Source organism: Methylobacterium sp. ap11 (assembly GCF_900110515.1).
GTDB classification, from domain to species: Bacteria; Pseudomonadota; Alphaproteobacteria; order Rhizobiales; family Beijerinckiaceae; genus Methylobacterium; species Methylobacterium ajmalii.
The window spans coordinates 145,939-161,517 of sequence record NZ_FOEB01000009.1 but is presented as its reverse complement, the minus strand read 5'-3'; the positions used below and the strand labels follow the sequence as shown (position 1 = coordinate 161,517).

At 71.2% G+C, this 15,579-nt stretch carries 11 protein-coding genes and 1 pseudogene; 8 read left to right on the top strand and 4 right to left on the bottom strand.

Annotated elements, in window-relative coordinates; translation table 11 throughout:
- Positions 1 to 137 precede the first annotated feature (137 nt).
- The 3 genes from ppdK (at position 138) to BMX97_RS15590 (ending at position 6,045) form a co-directional block, all read left to right on the top strand.
- Positions 138 to 2,816, top strand: a complete 2,679-nt coding sequence (gene ppdK, locus BMX97_RS15600) for a pyruvate, phosphate dikinase (protein WP_091751819.1) — start codon at positions 138 to 140, stop codon at positions 2,814 to 2,816.
- Between the two features lie 122 nt (positions 2,817 to 2,938).
- Positions 2,939 to 4,675, top strand: coding sequence for an adenylate/guanylate cyclase domain-containing protein (locus BMX97_RS15595; RefSeq protein ID WP_091751816.1), 1,737 nt, complete (start codon positions 2,939 to 2,941; stop codon positions 4,673 to 4,675).
- Between the two features lie 155 nt (positions 4,676 to 4,830).
- Positions 4,831 to 6,045: a cell wall hydrolase gene (locus BMX97_RS15590; protein ID WP_091751813.1), complete on the top strand. Its 1,215-nt coding sequence runs from the start codon at positions 4,831 to 4,833 to the stop codon at positions 6,043 to 6,045.
- Between the two features lie 291 nt (positions 6,046 to 6,336).
- Here the strand turns inward: BMX97_RS15590 and BMX97_RS15585 are convergent, their stop codons facing one another.
- On the bottom strand, positions 6,337 to 7,194 hold the full coding sequence (locus tag BMX97_RS15585) for an amino acid ABC transporter substrate-binding protein (protein ID WP_177202235.1): 858 nt from the start codon (positions 7,192 to 7,194) through the stop codon (positions 6,337 to 6,339).
- 125 nt (positions 7,195 to 7,319) lie between these two features.
- A complete protein-coding gene (locus BMX97_RS15580; protein WP_210187637.1) occupies positions 7,320 to 8,708 on the bottom strand; it encodes a diguanylate cyclase domain-containing protein in 1,389 nt (462 codons plus the stop codon).
- Between the two features lie 707 nt (positions 8,709 to 9,415).
- Here BMX97_RS15580 and BMX97_RS15575 point away from each other — a divergent pair.
- From BMX97_RS15575 to BMX97_RS15555, 5 genes and pseudogenes are all read left to right on the top strand, one after another.
- On the top strand, positions 9,416 to 10,021 hold the full coding sequence (locus BMX97_RS15575) for a hypothetical protein (RefSeq protein ID WP_060848591.1): 606 nt from the start codon (positions 9,416 to 9,418) through the stop codon (positions 10,019 to 10,021).
- 159 nt (positions 10,022 to 10,180) lie between these two features.
- Positions 10,181 to 11,170 carry an acrylyl-CoA reductase (NADPH) gene (locus BMX97_RS15570; protein WP_091751804.1) on the top strand — a complete coding sequence of 330 codons (990 nt, stop codon included), beginning with the start codon at positions 10,181 to 10,183 and terminating at the stop codon, positions 11,168 to 11,170.
- Between the two features lie 49 nt (positions 11,171 to 11,219).
- On the top strand, positions 11,220 to 11,681 hold the full coding sequence (greA, locus tag BMX97_RS15565) for a transcription elongation factor GreA (RefSeq protein WP_091751801.1): 462 nt from the start codon (positions 11,220 to 11,222) through the stop codon (positions 11,679 to 11,681).
- 593 nt (positions 11,682 to 12,274) lie between these two features.
- A pseudogene (locus BMX97_RS15560) lies at positions 12,275 to 12,769 on the top strand (DUF892 family protein).
- A gap of 44 nt (positions 12,770 to 12,813) precedes the next feature.
- Positions 12,814 to 13,227 (top strand): VOC family protein, encoded by a 414-nt coding sequence (locus tag BMX97_RS15555; RefSeq protein ID WP_091751798.1) that lies wholly within the window; start codon positions 12,814 to 12,816, stop codon positions 13,225 to 13,227.
- 10 nt (positions 13,228 to 13,237) lie between these two features.
- On the opposite strand, the gene BMX97_RS15550 is transcribed toward BMX97_RS15555, so the two are convergent.
- Complete coding sequence (locus BMX97_RS15550; protein WP_091751796.1) at positions 13,238 to 14,227, bottom strand: glucokinase; 990 nt, start codon at positions 14,225 to 14,227, stop codon at positions 13,238 to 13,240.
- 66 nt (positions 14,228 to 14,293) lie between these two features.
- Positions 14,294 to 15,244 carry a 3-hydroxyacyl-CoA dehydrogenase family protein gene (locus BMX97_RS15545; protein WP_091751793.1) on the bottom strand — a complete coding sequence of 317 codons (951 nt, stop codon included), beginning with the start codon at positions 15,242 to 15,244 and terminating at the stop codon, positions 14,294 to 14,296.
- Positions 15,245 to 15,579 lie beyond the last annotated feature (335 nt).

Below are 15,579 nucleotides of genomic sequence, written 5' to 3'. Positions count from 1 at the left end.
CGTCACGCCCGACTCACCGCGAAGACGTCGGGACGGCGCTACCGTTCAGCTTGCGTTGGGGTTCCGAATGGTCCAACCCGGCGGGAACGTCAGGCGGCAGCCGCTACGAACGGACGAGTGACATGGCCGGAAGTGACATGGCAAAGTGGGTCTACACCTTCGGCGACGGCAAGGCCGAGGGCAAGTCGGCGATGCGCGACCTGCTCGGCGGCAAGGGCGCGAACTTGGCCGAGATGTCGAATCTCGGGCTTCCGGTGCCGCCCGGCTTCACCATCACCACCGAGGTCTGCACCTACTACTACGACCACGGCCGGCAATACCCGCCGGAACTGGAGGGTCAGGTCGCCGGTGCGCTCGAGGCCGTCGGTGCCCTGGCCGGCCGCCGCTTCGGCGATTCCGAGTCGCCGCTCCTCGTGTCGGTGCGCTCCGGCGCCCGGGCCTCGATGCCCGGCATGATGGACACGGTGCTGAACCTCGGCCTCAACGACGTCACCGTCGAGGCGCTGGCCCGCGGCGCCGGCGACGAGCGCTTCGCCTATGACAGCTACCGCCGCTTCATCACCATGTACTCGAACGTGGTGCTCGGCGTGGAGCACCACTCCTTCGAGGAGGTGCTGGAGCGCTACAAGGACGACAAGGGCCTCACCCTCGACACCGAGCTGGGTGCGGCCGACTGGAAGCACCTGATCGGCGAGTACAAGGCGCTGGTGAAGCGCGAGCTCGGCCAGGACTTCCCGCAGGATCCCCAGGCCCAGCTCTGGGGCGCGATCGGCGCGGTGTTCGGCTCGTGGATGAACCCGCGCGCCAACAAGTACCGCGAGCTGCACAGCATTCCGGCGAGCTGGGGCACCGCGGTCAACGTCCAGGCCATGGTCTTCGGCAACATGGGCGAGACCTCGGCCACCGGCGTCGCCTTCACCCGCAACCCCTCCACCGGCGAGAAAGCGCTCTACGGCGAGTTCCTGATCAACGCCCAGGGCGAGGACGTGGTGGCGGGCATCCGCACGCCGCAGGACATCACCGAGGTCGCCCGCATCGAATCCGGCTCCGACAAGCCGTCGATGGAGCGGGCGATGCCGGAGGCCTATGCCGAGCTCGTGCGCATCTACGGGATGCTCGAGCACCATTACCGCGACATGCAGGACCTGGAATTCACGGTCGAGACCGGGAAGCTCTGGATGCTGCAAACCCGCAACGGCAAGCGCACGGCGAAGGCCGCGCTGCGCATCGCCGTCGAGCTGGCGGCGGAAGGCCTGATCACCCACCAGGAGGCGATCGGCCGCGTCGAGCCGGCCTCCCTCGACCAGCTGCTGCACCCGACCATCGACCCGAAGGCCGAGCGCAAGGTCATCGCCACCGGCCTGCCGGCCTCGCCGGGCGCCGCCTCGGGCGAGATCGTGTTCAACTCCGAGGAGGCCGAGGCCGCCAAGAAGGCCGAGCGCAAGGTCATCCTGGTCCGCATCGAGACCTCGCCGGAGGACATCCACGGCATGCACGCCGCGGAAGGGATTCTCACCACCCGCGGCGGCATGACCTCGCACGCGGCGGTCGTCGCCCGCGGCATGGGCAAGCCCTGCGTCTCGGGCGCCGGCCAGATCCGGGTCGATTACGCCGCCCGCACCCTGTCGGTCGGCGGCGTGACGCTGAAGGCCGGCGACCGCATCACCATCGACGGCTCGAACGGCCAGGTGATGCAGGGATCGGTCGAGATGATCGAGCCCGAGATGTCCGGCGACTTCGCGGCGCTGATGGAATGGGCGGACGAGGTCCGCACCATGAAGGTCCGCACCAACGCCGAGACCCCGCTCGACGCCCGCACCGCCCGCAAGTACGGCGCGGAAGGGATCGGCCTGTGCCGCACCGAGCACATGTTCTTCCAGGAGGAGCGCATCGTGGCGATGCGCGAGATGATCCTGGCCGATGACGCGGAGGGCCGGCGCGCGGCCCTCGCCAAGCTCCTGCCGTACCAGCGCCAGGACTTCGTCGAGCTGTTCACCATCATGTCGGGCCTGCCGGTGACGATCCGCCTGCTCGATCCGCCGCTGCACGAGTTCCTACCGCACTCCGACAAGGAGATCGGCGAGGTCGCCGCCGCCACCGGCGTCCAGGAGGACAAGGTGCGGCGCCGGATGAACGAGCTGCACGAGTTCAACCCGATGCTCGGCTTCCGCGGCTGCCGGCTCGCGATCCTCTATCCCGAGATCGCCGAGATGCAGGCGCGAGCCATCTTCGAGGCGGCCGTGGAAGCCGCCAAGCAGACCGGCACGCCGATCATGGCCGAGGTGATGGTGCCGCTGGTCTTCACCCGCACCGAGTTCGACCTGGTGAAGGCCCGCATCGATGCCATGGCGCAGGCCGTGGCGTCCGAGACCGGCAGCAAGGTCGAGTACCAGGTCGGCACGATGATCGAGCTGCCGCGCGCGGCGCTCCGGGCCGGCGACATCGCCCAGACGGCGGAGTTCTTCTCCTTCGGCACCAACGACCTGACCCAGACCACGCTCGGCATCAGCCGCGACGACGCGGGCCGCTTCCTCGGCCCCTACACCCAGCGCGGCATCCTGGCCTCCGACCCGTTCGTGTCGATCGACCAGGAGGGCGTGGGCGAGCTGGTGCGGCTTGCCGCCGAGCGCGGCCGGGCGGTGCGCGACAAGCTGAAGCTCGGCATCTGCGGCGAGCACGGCGGCGACCCGGCCTCGATCGCCTTCTGCCAGGAGACCGGCCTCGACTACGTCTCGTGCTCGCCGTTCCGGGTTCCGATCGCTCGGCTGGCCGCGGCGCAGGCGGCGCTCAAGGTGAAGGGCCGCGGCGAGGCGTGAGCCATCCGGTAATGTAAAAAAGCACCTCCCCTTCCCGATTACGGGAAGGGGAGGTGCTTTGTCATTTTGCGCCGACGCTTCCGAATGGCGATACAGGCGCCTCGTCGTCCCGAGAGGAGTCCATGCGCGCACCGCCTCCCGCCGGCATCCCCGATGCGGAAGCCGGTGCCCGCCTGTGGCGCGGCTCGCTGGCGCAACGCTTACGGCTGGTCTCGGGCCTCGTCCTGTTCGCCTTCGCGGGCACCCACTTCGCCAACCACGCGCTCGGCCTCGTCGGCCTCGACACGATGATGGACGTGGCCCGCTGGCGGGTCGCGGTCACCCGGTCGATCCCCGGCAGCCTGGTGCTCGGCCTTGCGCTTCTCGCCCACGTCGCGTTCTCGCTGGTGCGCCTCGCCGAGCGCCGGACGCTGCGGATGCCGCCCTGGGAGGCGGCGCAGACGCTGCTCGGCTTCGCGATCCCCTTCCTGCTGGTGCCGCACGTCCTCGGCACGCGGATCGCCAGCCTCGTCGACGGCACGCGCACCAACTACCCCTACGTGATCGTCCGCATCTGGCCGGACGGGATGGGCTTCCAGACCGCCCTGCTGCTGGTCGTCTGGCTGCACGGCTGCCTCGGCCTCCATGCCTGGCTGCGCCTGTCGCCGCTCTACCGGCGGATGGCGCCGGTGCTCGCCGTGCCGGCCGTCGGCCTGCCGGCGGCGGCGCTCGCCGGCATCGTCACGCAAGGGCGCCTGATGGAGCGCGACATGGTGCTGGCGCGCCGCTTCGACGCGCCGGACCTCGCCGCCCGCTGGCAGGTGCCGCCCCTCGATTCGACGGTCGCCGCCTGGGGCGACACCGTCACCGGCGCGATCTACGCCGCGGTCGCCGTCGCGCTCGGCATCGTGCTGGTGCGGGCCGCCGCGACGCTCCGGGCCCGGCGCTTCACCGTTTCGTATGTCGGCGGCCCCACGGTGCGGAGCCTGGAGGGGCCGACGCTCCTCGAGATCAGCCGGGCGAACCGGGTGCCGCACGTCTCGGTCTGCGGCGGGCGCGGGCGCTGCTCGACCTGCCGCGTGCTGGTGGTGGGCGGGGAGGGGCACCTCTCGCCCCCCGGCGTCCAGGAGAGCGCAGCGCTCCGGGCGATCGGCGCGCCCGCCAACGTGCGGCTCGCCTGCCAGGCCAAGCCCGGCGGCGACGTCGCGGTGGTGCGCATCCTCGACCCGCGCCGCGAGAGCGCGGACCAGCACCTGACCAACACCGACGTCGCCGGCATCGAGCGCGAGGTGGCGATCCTGTTCATCGATATCCGCGGCTTCACGACGCTCTCCGAGCGAAAGCTGCCCTTCGACGTCGTGTTCATCCTCAACCGCTTCTTCGAGGCGGTCGGCCGCGAGATCGAGGCGGCGGGCGGCTGGATCGGGGGTTACGCCGGCGACGGGCTGCTCGCCCTGTTCACCCATCCGGACGGGATCGCCCCGGCCTGCCGCAGCGCCTTCGCGGCCGCCGGGGCGGTGGACCAGGCGGTGACCGACCTCAACCGCCAGCTCGCCGCCGAGCTGCCCACCGCGCTCCGCATGGCGATGGGCCTGCATGCCGGCCCCCTGGTGCTCGGCCGCCTCGGCTACGGCGCGAGCCGGGGCCGCTCGGTGATCGGCCCGGCGGTGAACCTGGCGAGCCGGCTCGAATCCCTCGCCAAGGCCGCCGACGTGCAGATCGTCGCCTCGGCGGAGGCCGCGTCGCGAGCAGGGATCGGCCTCGACGGCCTGCGGGTCGAGACCGTGGCGGTGCGGGGCGTGGCCGCCCCCCTGCCGGTGATCTACGCCGCGCGGGCCGGCGACCTCGCCGGGCGCCTCGGTTCGCGCGCATCGGCTTAACCAACGCTCAACCATACCCCGCGACACTTGCCCGTGACGATCGCCGCTCCCGGCAGGGGCGGGCGGGGCGTGGGTAGAGTGGGGTCGGGACCTTGGGCAGGCGGTACGTGCGCAAGCGGGAGCTGCGCAGACGGCAGATTCGGCGGACGAAGGGCATGCGCTGGTTCGCCGCCGCCGTGGCGCCCTGGGCCGTGGGTCTGGGCGTCCTCGTCTCGTTCACGGCCTCGGCGGGCTACGAGACCTCGCTAGGCTCCAGCGCCGTCGCCCGCCTCGTCCCGCGCGGGATGCCGCCGCTGCCGGAGCGCGGCCTGATCACCCCGGTCGCCCCGTCGCAGATCAGCCTGTCGGGCCCCCTGCGCCTCGCCCTCGACGCCGAGCCGCTGCGCCCCGACCTCAAGGCGGATGCCCGCACCCAGCCGCTGGCCCAGCGCGCCCGCAAGACCGACCCGCTGATGCCCGGCCGCGTCGGCGGCGCCGGCCGGCCCGCCGCGGTCGCGAGCGGCTGGCTCGGCAGCACCGGCCCGAGCGTCGCCTCGACCTTCACCCCCGGCCCCGCGACCTGGAGCCCGGACCTCGAGCCGCAGGAAGGCTTCGTGCCCCTGCCGGACACGCCGAGCGAGGCGGGCGCCAGCTCGCCCGCCGCGGGCGCCACGGCGCCGACCCGCGGGGCCGCCGCCGGCGGCCAGACCGCCGACAAGACCCGCGCGGCCAAGGTCCGGGACACCGAGACCCGGGCGGATCAGGGCGGCACCCCGGCGGTGCCCCGCGCCGTCGCCCTGTCCTCGACCACCCCGGCCCCGGCCGAGGCGACCCCGGTCGAGATCGCGGCCGGCGGCCAGATCTCGCCGCGCCTCGATCGCGACGCCCGCGCCGGCGTCACCACCGCCGCCCGCATCGCCCCCGAGGCGCTGCCGAGCGAGGACGCGAAGCGCCGCTACGCCGATCTCATCACCCCGGAGAACGCCGAGAAGGAGCAGCGCTGCCTCGCCGAGGCCGTCTACTTCGAGGCCCGCGGCGAGCCCGAGCAGGGCCAGGCGGCGGTGGCCCAGGTGGTGCTCAACCGCGCCAAGAGCGGCCTGTACCCGGCCAACATCTGCGGCGTGGTCTACCAGAACCGCCATCGCTACATGGGCTGCCAGTTCTCCTTCGCCTGCGAGGGCAAGTCGCTGCGCATCACCGACGACGCCTCCTGGCAGACGGCGACCCGCGTCGCCCATGCGGTGGTCGAGGGCCGCACCTACCTGGCCGATGTCGGCGGGGCGACCCACTACCACGCCGACTACGTCAAGCCGCGCTGGTCGCGCCGCCTGCGCAAGATGGACGTGATCGGCCGCCACATCTTCTACCAGTTGCGGCCCGGGCAGACATGATCGTGTGACGTGCGGGTTCCGACGGGGGAAGGGGTTGGCCCCAAGACGGCACCTCGCCCAAGACGGGACCTCCCCCGAGACGGGACCTCCACGCGAGCCGGCACCGTCGCGGCATCGGACGCGGATGTTGCTGCCGTCGCGACCGGCCTGACGGCGTCCAGGAGTGGCGGTCAGGCCCGAAGGCGGGGTCGACGGGAACGGGGCGATCCCGGATGCTGTGGCTCGATTCCCGATCGCGAAGGCTCGGCGAGGGGTAGAACCCGGGCTCTCCAAGCCCGATCTGCGGCCGGATCACCCGCCCTGACGGGCGAGGATGGCCTTCAGACCGGGCGAGAGGGGAAGGTTCGGACTGCGGCCCGTGGACGGGTCGGGAGTCAGGAACCAGGCGTCGTAGATCTGCTTCCACCGGCCGCTGGCAGCACTGGCCTGCAGCGCGGCGTTCACGGCCTGGAGGAACGCCTCGTCGCCCAAGGGAAGCATGATGCCGTAGGCTTCCGTGGCGCCGAGGGTATCCTCGGACATCACGAGATCGTCCGACCTGCCCCAACCTGCCATCACGCCGGCCAGCAGCACGTCGTCCATGACGTAGGCGGCGGCGCGTTCGGTTCTGACGGCCGCGAAAGCCTCGACATCTTCCCTGCAGAGCAGAATGGCGATGTGGAGGTTGCGCTGCCTGTTGGCCGCGTTCAGCTTCACCGTTTCGGTGGTGCCGGCCAGCGAGGCCACCGTGCGCCCCGCGAGATCCGCGAAGGTCTTGTAACCGTTCCGCCGCAGCGCCACGAAGCGCGTGGTGGCGAAGAAGATCGGTGTGCTGAAGCCCACCTGCCGCTGCCGTTCCGGCGTGATCGTGGTTGCGGCGCATTCCATGTCCATGTGCCCCTCGCGCATCATCACGAACCGGGCCGCCATGGGAATGGGAACGAAATCGATCTCCAGTCGATCGACGCCGAGCGTGTGCCGGAGGCCGTCCACGACCTGCCGGCAGAGATCGATCACGTAACCCACGGGCTTGCCGTCCGGCGCGTCCGAGTACGGCGGGTAGCCGGCCCGGTAACCGATCGTGATGCGCTTGGCGGCCGCGAGCTTCTGCAGCACGGACCGCCCGGGATCGGCCGCCGACGGTCCGGCCCAGCACGCGGCGGCCACCATGGCCGTAATCGTCGCCATCACGGAGCGCAGCCGCCGCGGCAGACATCCTCGCCCGTGTCGCATCGCCCGGTTCTCCATCGTCGTCGCAACCCTTCACGCGCCTCTGCCTTCACGTATTCTTGCCTTCACGCGGGCCTGGCCGGCCGACCGCAGGCGCTCGCCGCCTCATCGCCCGCGATCCGCATCGTCATGCCCGGCCGGTACAGCGCGAAGCGGCCGCGCCCCTCCTTCTTGGCGACGTAGAGCGCGAGATCAGCCCGCTCGAGGAGTACGCTGCGCTCCGCGCCGTCGTCCGGCATGCCGGAAATCCCGATGCTGACGCCGATGCTCACGGGGGTGCCGGCGTAGACGAAGGGACGCGCCACGGCCGCCACGATTGCGCGGGCGACGCGCTGGGCTTCCTCGACCGGATCGCTCCCGTCCACGCGCTGCAGCAACGCGAACTCGTCGCCACCCAGCCGGGCCACCACATCGTGGGGCGCCAGCAGCGGCGCGATGCGAAGGCCGATCTCCACCAGCACCGCGTCGCCCGCCGCATGCCCCAAGGTGTCGTTCACCTCCTTGAAGCGATCGAGGTCCATCAGCATCAGGTTGTAGGCGCCGGTGCCGGCCGCCATCCGTTCCATCGCCCCATCCAGCAGCGCGGTGAAGCGGGCCCGGTTGGGAAGCCCGGTCAGGCTGTCGTGGTGGGCGCGATGCTCCATCACGGCCGCGTGCTCGCCGATCCGGCGCAGCCGGCCCCGCTCCACCACCGCGCAACGCAGCGTCTCGATGGCGGTGGCGAGCTGACCCAGCTCGTCGGTCCGCTCCTGGAACGGGATCCGCACACCCGTGTCGTTGTCGGCCAGGGCGGTGAGGACACCGGTCAGGGCCGGGATCGGCCGGAATGCGCGGCGCAGGGCGATCGCGACCACGAAGGCCGAGGCGGCCAGGGTCGCCATCATCAAGAGCGTCAGCGTCCGGAGCGCCTGGTTGCGGGCCGCCAGCAGCGCTTCCGCCGAACCGACGCTCGCCACCAGCCCTCCCGTGAGGCGGCCTTCCTTGGACAGGATCGGCATGAATCCCGCGAAGTGGGTGCTGGACCCGACCTCGATCCAGCCGGTGAACAGGCGCTTGGGTGTCTGGTCCTCGCTGTCGGGAAACGTGAAGCGCAGGCCGGCCCCCTGGCCCTGGCTGTCGCTGACGCTGGTGAGCCTGCCGGCCTCGTCCGCCGTCACCAGCCACACGTCCTGCCCCGTCTGCGCCGAGGCGAGGGCCAGCACGTCGGCCGGCGTGAAACCGGTGGTCACGATCGACGGGTCGTCTCCCACCGGCCGGCCGGTCTCGATCCAGTTCACGCGCCCGTCGCGATCGATGTGAACGGACACGAAGGTGTAGATGCCGCGCAAAGCCGTGCTGGCCACCTGCGCGTAGAGGCCGGCATCGTGCTCCCATTGTCGGGATTGGCCCCGCACCATGATGAGCAGCCCCGTGCCCGACCCGAGCGCGTAGGCGAGCATGACGGAGGCCAGCACGAAGATGGTCATCCTGCCCAGCAAGGACCGCGTCCAGGACAGGCATCGTGCAGTGATGCGACGGCTCAGTGGCAGCAAGGTGATCGCCCTCCGCCTTCCGGGTTGCACGGCATGTTCCTACTGCGCCGTAAAAGGGACGGCTGATCCGCCGAGATGAGTGAATTTTCCCGCGATTTGCGGACTTGCCGAGACAGGGCCGAAAAATGGGCCCGGCACGGACGATCGACATTGACGTAACGGCAGTCACGAGGGTCGATGTCGCCGCTGCCCGCTCCGGCCGGTGCCGTTCCGGCTGTCGCCTCCATCGCGACGCGAGCGGATCGGTCGACGGGTCCGACGCGGCCTCCCGAACCATCGGCGCCCGAGGCCCCCGATCGCTCTCCGGGACGGACGGTGTTCCCCCCGTTGCGCATCCTGCCGGACGGTTCCGCCCATCCATCGGCGAAGCGGCGTACGTGGTTTACCACAAGTATAGAGATCACGCAGGATTCGGGGGTTCCGGCGCCCGTGGAGTCGATCGACTCTCAGGCTTGCGACAAACCCTCCGCAATTCGCCGAAATACGTAATAAATCCCGAGGGCAATTTTACCCTCTTGGGGGTTTCGGCTTGCCTCGCGGGCTCGGCCCCGGCTTCACTGCCGGACAAGCGTGGCGCTGGCGAGCGTCGCGCCAGCGTCATTCCCCGCGACCCCCGAGGATTCCCGACCATGACCGCTCCGGTCACCCGTGCCATCGCCGCGACCGCGCTCGCGGCCGGCCTCGTCTCCGCCGCCCCGGCGCTCGCCGGCGGCTACGGCTGCACCACCGACTGCTACCGCCAGGTCTCGACGCCGCCGGTCTACGGCACCGTGTCCGAGCAGGTGATGGTGCGCCCGCCGCGCACGGTGACCCACGTCGTGCCGCCGGTCTACGACACCGTGTCCGAGCAGGTGCTCGTGGCCCCGGCCCGTCGCGTCTGGCAGACCTCGGTCGACGCCTACGGCCAGACCGTCGGCTGCTGGGTCACGATCCCGCCGCGCTACGCGACCCAGACCCGCCGGGTGCTGGTGCGCCCGGCCCAGGTGGTGCCGCAGGTGATCCCGCCGGCCTACGCCTCCTACCAGCGCCGCGTCCTGGTCGAGCCCGGCCGCTCGGGCTGGGTGCCGGCCAATGGCGGCGGCTATGGCGGTGGCTATGGCGCCGGCCCGGCCGCGGGCGGCCTCGTCGGCGCGGGCCTCGGCCTCGCGGGTGCCGGGATCGGGCTCGGTGCCGCGGCGGTCGGTGCCGGCACCGGCCTCGTCTTCGGCGGCGGCAGCATCTACGACGGCTACTGAGCCGATGCGCGGCCCGGGCCGGACCCGGGCCGCTCCCTTGCCGACCCCCGGCCCTGGCCGAACCCGGGCCGCCGTCACCTTGCCGCCGGGGGGCTCGCGCCCCACAACCCGGGTCGGCGACGCGGCACGAAGGCCGCGCGCGGACAGGGAGGCGACGGCGTGGGTACCTTCAAGGCGGTGGTGATCGAGAAGGGCGAGGGCGGCCAGCGCGTCGCGCTCAGGGACTTCGACGAGGCCGATCTGATGGACGGCGACGTCACCGTCCGGGTCACCCACTCCACCCTCAACTACAAGGACGGGCTGGCGCTCACCGGCAAGGCGCCGGTGGTGCGGCGCTGGCCGATGATTCCCGGCATCGACTTCGCCGGTGTGGTCGAGGCCTCCTCGCACCCCGACTGGAAGCCCGGCGACGCCGTGGTGCTCAACGGCTGGGGCACCGGTGAGACCCATCTCGGCGCCTATGCGCAGAAGTCCCGCGTCAAGGGCGACTGGCTGGTGGCGCTGCCGGCCAGCCTCACCCCCGAGCAGGCGATGGCGATCGGCACCGCCGGCTACACCGCGATGCTCGCCATGCTGGCGCTGGAGCGCCACGGACTCACGCCCGAATCCGGTCCGGCCCTGGTGACCGGGGCCGCGGGCGGCGTCGGCTCGGTGGCGGTGTCGCTGCTGGCGCGCGCCGGCTGGCACGTCGTCGCATCGACCGGGCGCGCCGCGGAGGAAGCGGAGTACCTGCGCGGCCTCGGCGCGGCCGAGATCATCGACCGCGCCGAGTTGAGCGCCCCGGGCAAGCCGCTCGGCAAGGAGCGCTGGGCCGCCGCGATCGACGCGGTCGGCGCGACGACGCTCGCCAACGCCCTGGCGATGACCCGCTACGGCGGCGGCGTCGCCGCCTGCGGGCTCGCCGGCGGCATGGACCTGCCGACCTCGGTCGCGCCCTTCATCCTGCGCGGCGTCGCGCTCTACGGCATCGAGAGCGTGATGGCACCGCTCCCCTTGCGCCGCGAGGCCTGGGCTCGCCTTGCCCGCGACCTCGATCCCGCCGCCCTCTCGGCGATGACCACCACGGTGCCGCTCGCCGAGGTGATCGCGCGCGGCCCCGAGATCCTGGCCGGGCGCACCCGCGGGCGGGTGGTGGTGACGATCGCCTGATCGCCCCGGGAGACGGAACCTTGGTGTGGCCTCGCGCATTGCCCGTTTCATGAGCATCGCCTTCGTTCGCGAGAAGGAGGGCGGGGAAGCCTTCGAGGACCTCCCCGACCGTCCCGTCTCCCCGCACCCCAACTTCGTCACGCCGGAGGGCCTCGCCCTCATCGACGCGGAACTCGACCGGCTGCACACCGAGCATGCCGGCCTGTCGCCCGACGACAAGGCGAACATGGCGCGGGTGAACCGCGACCTGCGCTACTGGACCGCCCGGCGCAACTCGGCCCAGGTGGTCGAGCAGCCCCCCGGCGATACGGTGCATTTCGGCTCGACCGTCACCATCGCCCGCGACGACGACGACGAGCAGACCTTCCGCATCGTCGGCGAGGACGAGGCCGATCCGGCCAAGGGCAGCATCGCCTACGTGGCGCCGCTCGCCCGCGCGCTGACCGGCAAGCAGGCCGGCGACACCGTCACGCTCGCCGAGCATGAGATCGAGATCGTCGCGGTGCGCTGAGTGCGCGCCTTGGGACGGTAAATTGTCAGGCCCGACCTCGCGGCAGTCGACGAGGTCGGGCCTTTTTTTGATGTCATGGGCCAGCTACCGGACTTGTAGAAGTGTCGTCTCGCATGGCCTGTTCGACAGGTGCGCCTGCGATCGCGAGCGCTTTTCATCCCATCGACAACCTCATCCCGATGTATTGGATCATCGACGCCGGCCTGAATAGAGCAAGAGACCTTGTCACACCCGCGCCTTCATCCTGTAGTGTCAATCCATCGGAGATGGACTGACCTCGAAGGAGGTCTCCAAGGATCACACCGCCTGCTGGAGGTCTCCTTCGAGGTCAGTCGATTTTCAATCGACCGACACCTCAGGATGAGGTTGCGGGTTGGAGATAAGACCCTCCGTGAGCGTATTGGATTTGCTGGACAGGCACTCGACCCATCGAAGATGGGCCGACCTTGGAGGAATCCTCCAGCGGGCATGAAGGCTCCTGGAGTTTTTCTTCGAGTGCCTGCCAGGGCCGACCGCAGGGGCGCGCGTGCCGGAACGAAGCCGGGCGACAGGGCGTTGCCGGGGGCACTTTGGTACCCCGTGGGAGCATACGCATGGCCGACGACAAGACCCTTCGGGCGCTCTTCCTGCACCAGCTCAAGGACACCTACTTCGCCGAGAACGCGATCCTGAAGGTCCTGCCGAGGATGGCCCAGGCCGCTCGCTCCGACGCCCTGCGCGGGGTCTTCGGCGTCCACCTGGAGGAGACCCGCGAGCAGGTGAAGCGCCTCGACCAGGTGTTTCGGATCGTCGGCGAGAAGCCCGAGGGTGTCACCTGCCAGGCGATCCAGGGGATCATCGCCGAGGGCGAGTAGGTGATGCGGGATTTCGCCGGCGGGGAGGCTCTCGATGCCGGGCTGATCGCCGCCGCGCAGGCGGTCGAGCATTACGAGATCGCCCGCTACGGCACGCTGCTCGCCTGGGCGCGCCAGCTGGGATTCAGCGAGGCCGAGGAGCTGATCAAGGAGACGCTGATCGAGGAGGAGAATACCGACGAGGTGCTGTCGGAACTCGCCGAGGACGCGGTCAACCCGGCCGCGGCGGCGTAACCGCAGGGGCCGTCCGGGCGTTGGTCCGACGGGAGGTGCCAGCCATGCCGCCGATCGCCGGGATCCTCGAGACGGTCCTCTACGTCGACGACCTCGCGCGGGCGGCCGCGTTCTGGGGCGGGCCGATGGGCCTGCCCTGCCTGTACGAGGACCACCGGATGCGGGCCTACGACGTCGCCGGGCGCGGCGTCCTGCTGCTGTTTCCCCGCGGCGGCTCGCTCCGCCCGGTCGCGACCCCCGGCGGCACCATCCCGCCGCATGACGGGGCGGGCCCGCTCCACCTCGCCCTGTCGATCCCGGCCGGCGCGCTCGACGCCTGGGAGCGGCACCTCGGGGCGCACGGCATCGCGGTCGAGGGCCGCACCACCTGGCCGCGGGGCGGCACCAGCCTCTACTTCCGCGATCCCGACGCCCACCTCGTGGAGCTGGCGACGCCGGGCTTGTGGAACGGGTACTGAGCGGCCCCGCTCACGCCACCCAGTGCTGCCCGTCATAGGCGAACCGGTCGGGCTGGCAGGCGAGCGCCGCGAGACCTGTGAGCGCCGGGTCGGCGATGGTGATGACGCAGGTCGGGATCTGCGTCATGCGGTCGGAGAAGGGCGGCTTGTGCTCGAAGGCGCGGCGGAAGGTGCCGTCGTTCAGGACATCGAGGATGCGGGGCACGATGCCGCCGCCGATATAGACCCCGCCGGTGGCCAGGAAGGTGAGGGCGAGGTCGCCGCAGAGCCGCCCGAGCAGCTTGGAAAACACCTGCAGGGTCCGCCGCGCCGCCGGGTCCTCGCCCGATATGCCCCGCTCGGTGATGTCCTTCGGGTCGGCCTCGCCGCCGCCGAGGCCGGCATGCAGCCGGGTCAGCCCGGGGCCGGAGAGCAGCGACTCGACGGTGATCCGCCCCTCGATCCGGGCGAGGTTCGACCAGAACGCGGCCTCGTCCGCGTCGCTCGGCCCGAAATCGATGTGCCCGGCCTCGGTCGAGACGATGGCGAGCTGCTTGCCGTAGGGCACGAGCGCGGCGGCACCGAACCCGGTCCCGGGGCCGAGGACGAGCCGCGCGCCCCCGTCGGGGCACAGCGTCGGGCCGATCTGCTCGAGGATCGAGCGGTCGCGCCCGGCCGGGTCGAGGGCGGCGGCGCCGGCCGCCACCGGGACGTAGTCGTTCACGACCCGGCAGCTCGTCAGGCCGAAATCGCGGCCGATCCGCTCGCCCTCGATCACCCAGTGGGCGTTGGTGAGGTGGACCGACGGCCCGTCGACCCGGGCGGCCACCGCCAGGATCGCCGAGCGGGGCGGGGCGACGTCGCTCTTCGCCAGCGCCGCCCGGATCGCCGCGCTCGGATCGGGATAGGCGGCGGTCTTCTCGTGGGCGAGCACCACCGGCTCGGCCCCGGGCGTCTCCTGCACCGCGAAGCGCGCGTTGGTGCCACCGATGTCGCCGAACAGGACCGGGAACTCGAACATGGGCCGCCGCTTCGCTCCGCCTCAGGGCTACCCGTTATAGCGCCGCGGCGGCTCCGGTCGACCGGTTCACTCGCCTTCCATCCGGCCGACATCCTTCATGGCCCGCTTCAGCGCGAGCAGGCGCCGGTCGCGGTCGCGAAAAAGCTCGGCCGGGTCGCGCCCGCCCCAGTCGAAGAAGCCCTTTCCCGCCATCACGCCGGTGCGCCCCTGCGCGACGAGATCGTCGACCGCGTCCGAGCGGGTGCGGGCCGGAGGCGGGCTGTAGCTCGCATTGGCAAGAGCGTGGCGCAGCAGCTCGATGCCGGTGAAGTCCGCCTTGGCGAGGTGGCCGAGGATCGGGATGCGCAGCGCCAGGCCGTGGATGATCGCATCGTCGATCTCGCGGGCCGACGCCACGCCCTCGTCGAGCAGGTGGTAGACCTCGGCCGAGATCGCCGACTGGATCCGGTTGGCGACGTAGCCCGGGATGAAGCGCTTGAGCACGATCGGCACCTGGCCGAGGCCGAGCACCAGCTGGCGCGCCTCCTCGATCACCGCCGGATCGGTCTGCGGGCCCGGCACCACGTCGACGAGATCGACGATGTAGGGCGGGGTGTACCAGTGCATCACGAGCGCCCGCGCCTGCCGGGCCTCCGGAATCAGCGGGAAGACGTCGAGGTAGCTGGTGTTGCTGGCGATCCGGGTCTCGGGATCGCACAGCCGGTCGAGCTCGGCGAAGAGGGTGCGCTTGGCCTCCGGGTTCTCGGTGATCGCCTCGATGACGAGGCTCGCCCCCGCCACGGTCGCGGCGAGGTCCGGTTCGAGGCGGATGGCCTGTGCCGCCCGCTCCGGCGTCCAGTCGGCGGAGACCGCGCCGGCCTCCCGCAGGGTGTCGAGGGCCGAGGCGATCAGGCCCGGCACCCGCTCCAGGGTCTCGGGCCGGCTGTCCGTCAACCGCACCCGGTGCCCGCCGAGCGCCAGCACCAGGGCGATGCCGTGCCCCATCAGTCCGGCGCCGACGACCGCGATCTCGCTCATGATGTCCTCCCGTCTCGATTGATTGTCATCGTTGCGCGCCGTCCGCGACGGGCGTCGATCCGCGGCCGACGGCTCGTCCCACCCGCACCCTCATCCCGAGGTTCCGGCGATCGTCGATCGCAGACGTAATACCATCGGCCCAAGATGCTGACGCATCGGGCCGATGACCCATCTCGAATTTTCGACGCCAAGCCAAAGGCTTGACGAAAATTCGAGAACGGAACCAAAGGTCGTTTTCAACGACCGTTGGTATAAGAGGAGCCCCGAAGGAGGACTCCAAGGAAGCGCGCCGACATCCGGCTCCCTCCTTCGAGGTCGATCCATGTTCGATGGAC